The 6,663-nt window shown below is 60.5% G+C and carries 9 protein-coding genes, 1 pseudogene and 1 other annotated feature; of the genes and pseudogenes, 9 read left to right on the plus strand and 1 reads right to left on the minus strand.

What is annotated here, in order from left to right; translation table 11 throughout:
- Positions 1-438: pseudogene (locus AC3A6G_RS27145) on the minus strand (transposase); the annotation flags it as partial.
- Positions 44-160, minus strand: a sequence feature (AL1L pseudoknot). Its footprint overlaps the pseudogene before it by 117 nt.
- A gap of 207 nt (positions 439-645) precedes the next feature.
- On the opposite strand from AC3A6G_RS27145, the gene AC3A6G_RS27150 reads away from it, so the two are divergent.
- The 9 genes from AC3A6G_RS27150 (at position 646) to AC3A6G_RS27190 (ending at position 6,601) form a co-directional block, all read left to right on the plus strand.
- Positions 646-930, plus strand: a complete 285-nt coding sequence (locus tag AC3A6G_RS27150) for an IS66 family transposase (protein WP_487875073.1) — start codon at positions 646-648, stop codon at positions 928-930.
- 83 nt (positions 931-1,013) lie between these two features.
- The gene (locus tag AC3A6G_RS27155; protein ID WP_487875065.1) at positions 1,014-1,163 is read left to right on the plus strand and encodes an IS66 family transposase; all 150 of its coding nucleotides are present in this window, start codon (positions 1,014-1,016) and stop codon (positions 1,161-1,163) included.
- A gap of 135 nt (positions 1,164-1,298) precedes the next feature.
- Positions 1,299-1,949, plus strand: coding sequence for a hypothetical protein (locus tag AC3A6G_RS27160; RefSeq protein ID WP_487875066.1), 651 nt, complete (start codon positions 1,299-1,301; stop codon positions 1,947-1,949).
- The gene (locus tag AC3A6G_RS27165) at positions 1,950-2,597 is read left to right on the plus strand and encodes a lytic transglycosylase domain-containing protein (RefSeq protein WP_487875067.1); all 648 of its coding nucleotides are present in this window, start codon (positions 1,950-1,952) and stop codon (positions 2,595-2,597) included.
- 7 nt (positions 2,598-2,604) lie between these two features.
- Positions 2,605-4,614: a type IA DNA topoisomerase gene (locus AC3A6G_RS27170; RefSeq protein ID WP_487875068.1), complete on the plus strand. Its 2,010-nt coding sequence runs from the start codon at positions 2,605-2,607 to the stop codon at positions 4,612-4,614.
- 44 nt (positions 4,615-4,658) lie between these two features.
- Positions 4,659-5,012: a hypothetical protein gene (locus AC3A6G_RS27175; RefSeq protein ID WP_487875069.1), complete on the plus strand. Its 354-nt coding sequence runs from the start codon at positions 4,659-4,661 to the stop codon at positions 5,010-5,012.
- A 36-nt stretch (positions 5,013-5,048) separates the two neighbouring features.
- Positions 5,049-5,405, plus strand: a complete 357-nt coding sequence (locus tag AC3A6G_RS27180) for a TrbC/VirB2 family protein (protein WP_487875070.1) — start codon at positions 5,049-5,051, stop codon at positions 5,403-5,405.
- Between the two features lie 3 nt (positions 5,406-5,408).
- Positions 5,409-5,729, plus strand: coding sequence for a VirB3 family type IV secretion system protein (locus AC3A6G_RS27185; RefSeq protein ID WP_487875071.1), 321 nt, complete (start codon positions 5,409-5,411; stop codon positions 5,727-5,729).
- A 32-nt stretch (positions 5,730-5,761) separates the two neighbouring features.
- Positions 5,762-6,601: a VirB4 family type IV secretion/conjugal transfer ATPase gene (locus AC3A6G_RS27190; RefSeq protein ID WP_487875072.1), complete on the plus strand. Its 840-nt coding sequence runs from the start codon at positions 5,762-5,764 to the stop codon at positions 6,599-6,601.
- Positions 6,602-6,663 lie beyond the last annotated feature (62 nt).

Genomic DNA, 6,663 nt, shown 5'->3' on the forward strand with positions numbered 1-6,663 from the left:
TGTGCGGCTCACGCAGCAGCGCCGCGTGCCGCCGGTAGCCCGACGGGGCGATCTGCAAGACCTTGCAGATCGGCTCGACCCCGAAGGTGCCGCGATGCTTGTCGATGAAATCCCTCAGGACTTCAGCCGGCGGTCGAGCTCCGCCTGGGCGAAAAACGCGCTCGCCAGCTTCAGGATCTCGTTGGCTCGGCGCAGCTCCTTGACCTCGTGTTCGAGCTCCTTCATCCGCTGGGCCTCGCTGGTCGTGACGCCTTCTCGAACGCCGTTGTCGATCTCGTCGCGCTTGACCCATTCGTTCAGCGTCTGCGGCACGCAGCCGATCTTCGGTGCAATCGATTCGATCGCAGCCCACAACGATGGGTACTCCCCACGGTGCTCCTGCACCATCCTCACCGCGCGCTCACGCACCTCGGGTGAAAACTTGTTCGACTTCTTCATGGCTCAATCCTCTCAGAGTGTTGAGCCTCCACAAAATCCGGGGCGATTCAGTTGCTCCTCTCGGGCGGACCATGTAGGCGATTCAGTCAGATAGTTCAGCCTACTAGGCTCCATCACTAAGAACCGTTCGTGATTCATGGCGGCGCATTGTTGCGGTACTCATAGCGCAATGGTCGCATTGCGACCGCTTCGGTTAAGGGTTGTCCGATACCTGCCCGTGCAACACCACGAGCCCAGGCACGGGTCTATGACTTCTGTGTCGGGAGAGGTGCGCAGTACCCGGTTGCGTTCCTCGGCGGCGATGGGGACGAACGCAGCCGCTGGCGCGGCACCTTGGTGCGCGACGAATACAAGGCCTACGACAGCGTGATCGGGGCCGAGCCCGAGCGCATCGCCGCGGGCTGCCTTGCGCACACGCCAAGCGCAAGTTCGACAAGCTGCTGCGCGAGGGCGGCCGCAGTGCCGTGGCCATCGAGGCGTTGCAGCGCATAGCGCAGATTTAACGGGTCGAACGCGAACTCGCTGCACTTCCCGCCCGGGCACGGCAGGACAGCCGGCAGGCCATCACATAGCCGATGTGGGAGCAGTTGCATACCTGGCTAAAGCTGGAGAACTCCCGGGTGCCGGACGGCCGCGCGACGGCCAAGGCGTTGAACTACAGCCTCAACGCGTGGGCCGCGCTCATGAAGACACTTACAGATCACAATTCACTCGAACCCGAATAATTAATACTTGTTTTAATTATCTCTATTGATTCACTCTCTAGAGACAATTCAAGCACATCAGCCTATTTATTGATATCGCAAAAAGATATACATTGCACCTCGATAAGTAAATTTTTTGCCGTCACAGGAGTGGCCATGAAATTAAAAGAGATGCTTGTAGCAGCCGCGGTCGCGGGATCGAGCCTTGCAGCCCACGCAGACGACTACGGCTGCAAGGTGCTGCTGTGTTTGTCAAACCCCAACGGGCCGATGGCGGAGCAACAGTGCGAACCCCCCATCCAGCGATTCTTGCGCGAACAGGCCGAGAAGCCGCCAAAAACTTTCCCTCAATGCCCTGAGGCGAAAGGGCAGGCTGGCGTCACGCAAGGCATCAACCCCTACGACAGCTGCCCGGAAGGAACAACCGCGCTTGATGCGGGAGTTTCAGCGATCCAGGGCATGCCGGAGATCGCGCAGCGCCCGCGCTCTCAGCCTCACAGGTCTTACGGCTTCGTCGCACCCGGCACAGTCGTGGTGGATGCAAGTCAAGTGCCCGCGCTGGTGGCCTATAGAGGGATCGGCGACGGCAACAGGATGAGGGTCGGCCAAGGCAAGCTGGTTTGCGCTGGCAACAAGATCGGCACGCTGATGGTGCGGTTCATCGACGGCACGGGTGACAACCAAGAGGTCAGCATCGTCTCGTATGCAGCCTACGACCGCATCGTGACGATGGACCCCGCGAAGGGCAGCGCACGCTACTTCGACGTGAACATCGACAACAAGCCCTACCGCCGCGTGAGGTTCTAAGTGTTGGATTTCCTGGCCCTGGCGCAAACCTGCGCCCCAGCCGTTCATCCAACGACGATGGCGGCAATGATGCGTGTCGAGTCGAGCTTCAATCCGTACGCCATCGGTGTAGCGGGCGGCAGGCTCGAGCGCCAGCCAACGAACAAGGCGGAAGCCGTCGCGACGGCTGAAGCGTTGGCAAAGGCCGGCTACAACTTTTCGCTCGGCGTCGCTCAGGTGAACCGCCACAACCTGGCTCGATACAACCTCACCTACGAAACCGCCTTCGACCCGTGCGAGAGCGTGCGGGCAGGCGGAAGCATCCTGAAAGAGTGCTACGACCGCGCGAAGCCGACCTTCCAAGAGGAACAGCGAGCTCTGCAGGCAGCGTTCAGCTGCTACTACAGCGGCAACTTCTCGACCGGGTTCAAGCAGGATTTCGCAGGGCAGCCTAGCTATGTGCAAAAGGTTCTGAACAGCGCGGCCGTTCCGACCGGCGAAGTGCCCAAGGTGCAGGCGATTCCGGTAATCCGCACTGGCTCGGCGAAAGCGGGCCCGAAGCCCGCGGCCCCTGCTGAAACGAGGGGCACCACGAGCGCCGATCGCACGGTTGTCTTCAGCGTTGGCGAAGACGAAAAGGCCGGCGCGAGTGTCATGGTTTTTCAATGAGGCCCGCATGACGAAGCTCCTCATTGTTGAATCCCCCGGCAAGGTCGAGAAGCTGCAAGCCATCCTCGGGGATGGTTGGCAAGTCGCTGCCAGCAAGGGCCATATCCGCGACCTTCCAGAGGACGAAATCGGTGTTGAGGCACCCGAGTTTCGGCCGAAGTACGTATTCATCCCAGGCGCCCCAATTCCCGGACAGAAAGGCAAGCGCTACCCGTCTTCCAAGGATCGAGTGGATCGCCTGATTGCCATGGCGCAGCGCGCCGACGCCGTGTACCTGGCGACAGACCCGGATCGTGAGGGCGAAAGCATCAGTTGGCACCTGCAGCAAGCGATGAAGCTGAAAAACCCACACCGGGTCACCTTCAACGAAGTTACGGCTACAGCGGTCAAGGCAGCGGTGGCCACGCCGCGCACGATCGACGTCAAGCTGGGGGCCGCACAGGAAGCGCGGCGGGCCGTCGACCGCATGGTGGGCTACATGGTCAGTCCGGTGCTCACCGACTTGGCTTCGCAAAAGCTGTCGGCCGGGCGCGTGCAGACGCCAGCCGTCTGGCTCGCGGTGGCGCGAGAGCGGGAGATCGCAGGCTTTAAGCCAACCAGCCATTTCGGCGCAGTGCTGCGTTTCGCGGGCGCGAAATTGGACTGGACCGCCGAATGGCTCACGAAGCCGGATTTCGCGAGTGACGATGAGCCGTACTTCATGGACAGGGGGTTCGCCGAGCGAGTGGCCGCGGTGCGATTCGTGATGGTCGAATCGTTCTATGCCGGCGAAAGCAGGCGCGCTCCGCCAGCGCCCTTCACGACATCGACGCTGCAGCAGGCAGCGAGCGTGAAGCTCGGCATGAGTCCCGCGCAGACCATGGAAGCGGCGCAGCGGCTGTTCGATCAAGGCCACATCACGTATCACCGCACGGACAACCCGAACGTCTCGGATGAAGCGCTCCCGGACATTTTTGCGGTTGCCACGAAGCTCGGCCTGGACATGGCAGATGAGCCGCGCAAGTTCAAGGCGAACGATGCCGCCCAGGCCGGACATCCAGCGTGTACGCCCAGCCATTGGGAGGTAGAGGAGGCCGGCGAAACGCCGGAGGACGTTGCGCTCTACAAGCTCATTCGGTTGCGCTCGATAGCGTGCCAGCTGGCGGATGCGCGCTACGCCGTACACAACGCGACGCTGACAGCACAAGGCCTTGATGGCCGCCCGGATCTGAAGTTCAGCGCCAGCGGCCGCACGCTGGTCTATAGCGGCTGGATGAAACTGCTCGCAAAGGATGACACGGACGAGGACGCCGAGCCGGAAGCCATGAATCCTGTGCCGCCGCTGGCTATCGGTGACCGATTGGATGCGAAGGCCGGGGAGATCCTCGCGAAGACCACGAAGAGGCCAAAGCGCTACACGGAAGCGTCGCTGGTGAAGAAACTGGAGTCCGAAGGTGTAGGGCGTCCGAGCACCTACGCGTCGATCATGGAAACGATCGTGGCGAAGCGCCAATACCTCGAAGTGGTCGAGAAGTTCCTACGGCCTACGCTGAAGGGAATCGCGCTGATCGATGCGCTTGGGGACAAATCCGAATTTGTCCTTCCAGGCTACACGCGCGACACGGAACAGCAGCTGGATGCGATCGCTCAGGGCCGCGAGGGCTACAAACCCGTCGTGGAACGGATGTATGGCGCTCTGCACGCGGAATTAACTCGTGTGCAGGACGCCATGCCGAAGTTTGCCTGCGCATCGTGCGGTAAGTCGCTGCGACGCATCGTTATGCCAGGCAAGACTTTTTGGGGGTGCACTGGGCACCCCACATGCACTGTGACGTTGCCGGACGAGGGCGGCAAACCGGGCATCAAGAAGGGCTCCTCAGCGACCGATTTCGCGTGCGAGAAATGCGGCAAGCCTCTGATCCATCGCCAACAAAAGGGCGCTGGCGGGTACGACTTTTTCAGCTGCTCCGGTTACTCGGAAGGCTGCAAGCAGTCGTATGAGAACAAGGATGGCGCACCAGGCTACGCACCGAAATGAAAACACCCGCAGAGTCTAAAAATCCTGTCTGACCAGACCAATCCATGGTTCGTTTGTTGACCCCGCTGTCGGGTCGGGCCGAGGACATCCCTGAGATCGACTCCATGCCCAACTCGGACGCTCTTGAGCGCATCACGGACGAAGAAATTAAGAAATACACCCAGAAGAACGGAATTCGAAACATTCGTGCTTTTCGGATGCCTTCGGGTCTTTTTCGCGTCGTCGTTTCATTAAATTGGACTCCAGGAGATCACTTACTAATCACAGTTCGTAAAACCCCCCGCGAATGGGTCAGCCTTGACAGACTGCTGAAGCACATCGCCACCAATTACGAGGACATCAACGCGTTCAGTCTGTCAATCAAGTTGGAACCTACTAAGGCACAGCCGGAGGGCTGAAGGCCTTTTTCTTGATAGTTAAGGGAGTGGAAAAATATGAGTTCGATCAATTCGTTTACCGGCATCAAGTCGGCGTTCGCGGCCAATTCGGCGGCGACAGCCGCTAGGAGCCGAAAGACCCTCCAGGTCTTCGCGATCGTGGCCCTGGCCCTCCTTGCGATGAGCCCGGAACTGGCCTCAGCAGCACCATGGGACAGCACTGCGGAGAAAGTGCTGGAGATCTTTACCGGTGGTATGGCGCGGACGCTGGCGATCATTGCGGTGATCGCGTGCGGCATCGCGGCAGTTGCAGGGAAGCTGTCCTGGGACTGGGCGATCAAGATCATCATCGGCATCGTGCTGATCTTCGGCGCGACTGCGATCGTCGACTACATGATTGCCGCCACGGCCTAAGCCATGGCCAGGGACATCGAAGACGTTTACACAGACCCACTTTTCGTGGGCCTGACGCGCCCGGCCACGATGTTCGGCATCCCGTACTTTGCGTTCGTCATCGAATTCATGGCGGTCGTCATCGTGTTCCTGGGCGTCGGCAATCCGCTGTACCTGCTGCTGACAGTGCCCGTGCATGCGGTGCTGTACGCGATCAGCGCCCACGATCCCGGCATCTTCGCGGGAATCGCCATGTCGGCCAAAACCAGTTCGCGCTGTGTCAACAAAGGGTTTTGGGGTGCGGTGACGTTCTCGCCCCTCAAGACGACGAAATACAAGAACTGATTTCGCGCCCGCGAAATCGGAAGGGGGCGCCCATGGGCGATAGATTCAAATTTGCCTCGCAGCTGACCCGAGAAGTCGGCACCGCGGCATTCGTTCCTTACACCTCGCTGCTTACCCCGAATGTGGTGAAGCTGGCGAGTGGCGCGTACATGCAGACCTTGCACCTGCAGGGCGCCGCGCACGAGAGTGCCGACATTGAAGACCTCAATAGCTGGCACGACCAACTCAACGGCTGGATGCGCAACATCGCATCACCGAACGTCGCACTGTGGTCGCACATCGTGCGCCGTGAGTTTGGCGAGTACCCGGCAGGAGAGTACGACCCAGGCTTTGCGCACGATTTCAATGAGAAGTACAAGGCGCGCATGGCGAGCACGCGGATGCTGGTCAACGAGCTTTACGTTTCGATCGTCTATCAACCGCAGGCGAACAAGGGCGTCAAGCTGTTCGAGTCCGTACTGGGTGCGTTCGGCTCGAAAGACCCGAAGCAACGGGCTGATGAACTGCACGATGACTTGGAAGCGTGTCGCGAGCTGGCGCTGGGCGCGCTGGCCGCGCTCGATCGCTACGAGCCCGAGCTGCTCGGGACGTATGAGCACCGCGGCGCCCTGTTCTCCGAAACACTTGAATTCCTGTCGTTCCTGGTCGACGGCGAGTGGCGCCGCTTCGCGGTGCCTCGAGCCGAGATCCGCGACGTGCTATGCACGACGCGGCCGATGTTCGGCAAGGGCGGGCTCATGTCGTTCAAGGGGCCATCGCGAACTCAGTACGGCTCTATCTTGACGATCCAAGAGTGGCCGGCGGTGACGTGCCCCGGTTTGCTCAACGATCTTCTCTCCATGCCCTTCGAGTTCGTGGTAAGCGGTCAATAAACCACGCCCTTGCCCGCGGCGCCGGAATCGATGCGCGCGCAGAGGTCTACGGCTCGACGAGT

The organism is Variovorax sp. Soil_C_26, from assembly GCF_057657075.1.

Bases quoted from the DNA above. Each gene is read 5' to 3' on its own strand.
- AC3A6G_RS27155 (WP_487875065.1), top strand. From the start codon at position 1,014: ATGTGGGAGCAGTTGCATACCTGGCTAAAGCTGGAGAACTCCCGGGTG.
- AC3A6G_RS27160 (WP_487875066.1), top strand. From the start codon at position 1,299: ATGAAATTAAAAGAGATGCTTGTAGCAGCCGCGGTCGCGGGATCGAGC.
- AC3A6G_RS27170 (WP_487875068.1), top strand. From the start codon at position 2,605: ATGACGAAGCTCCTCATTGTTGAATCCCCCGGCAAGGTCGAGAAGCTG.
- AC3A6G_RS27175 (WP_487875069.1), top strand. From the start codon at position 4,659: ATGGTTCGTTTGTTGACCCCGCTGTCGGGTCGGGCCGAGGACATCCCT.
- AC3A6G_RS27180 (WP_487875070.1), top strand. From the start codon at position 5,049: ATGAGTTCGATCAATTCGTTTACCGGCATCAAGTCGGCGTTCGCGGCC.
- AC3A6G_RS27185 (WP_487875071.1), top strand. From the start codon at position 5,409: ATGGCCAGGGACATCGAAGACGTTTACACAGACCCACTTTTCGTGGGC.
- AC3A6G_RS27190 (WP_487875072.1), top strand. From the start codon at position 5,762: ATGGGCGATAGATTCAAATTTGCCTCGCAGCTGACCCGAGAAGTCGGC.